Annotated in this window: 1 protein-coding gene; it reads left to right on the forward strand. The window is 58.7% G+C overall.

What is annotated here, in order from left to right:
- On the forward strand, positions 1-492 hold a 492-nt coding region (locus J5M71_RS27575), incomplete at both ends, for an AAA family ATPase (RefSeq protein WP_207838729.1).

Consider the following 492-nt stretch of genomic DNA (forward strand, 5'->3'; position numbering starts at 1 on the left):
TAATTGCTGCGACCAACCGTCCGGACGTACTCGACCCTGCGCTGCTGCGTCCGGGCCGTTTCGACCGTCAGGTGGTCGTCGGCTTGCCGGATATTCGTGGTCGCGAGCAGATTCTGAAAGTGCACATGCGCAAAGTGCCAATGGGCGACGACGTTGCTCCGGCAGTGATCGCACGTGGTACTCCTGGCTTCTCCGGTGCTGACCTGGCCAACCTGGTCAACGAAGCGTCGTTGTTCGCTGCTCGTAGCGGCAAACGCATCGTCGAGATGAAAGAGTTCGAGCTGGCGAAAGACAAGATCATGATGGGCGCCGAGCGCAAATCCATGGTCATGTCCGAGAAAGAAAAGCAGAACACTGCTTACCACGAAGCCGGCCACGCCATCGTTGGTCGCGTCGTGCCTGAGCATGATCCGGTCTACAAGGTGTCGATCATTCCGCGTGGTCGTGCGCTGGGTGTGACCATGTTCCTGCCGGAAGAAGATCGTTACAGCC

Origin of the sequence: Pseudomonas sp. 43(2021) (assembly GCF_017490805.1) — a bacterium.
Lineage (GTDB): Bacteria > Pseudomonadota > Gammaproteobacteria > Pseudomonadales > Pseudomonadaceae > Aquipseudomonas.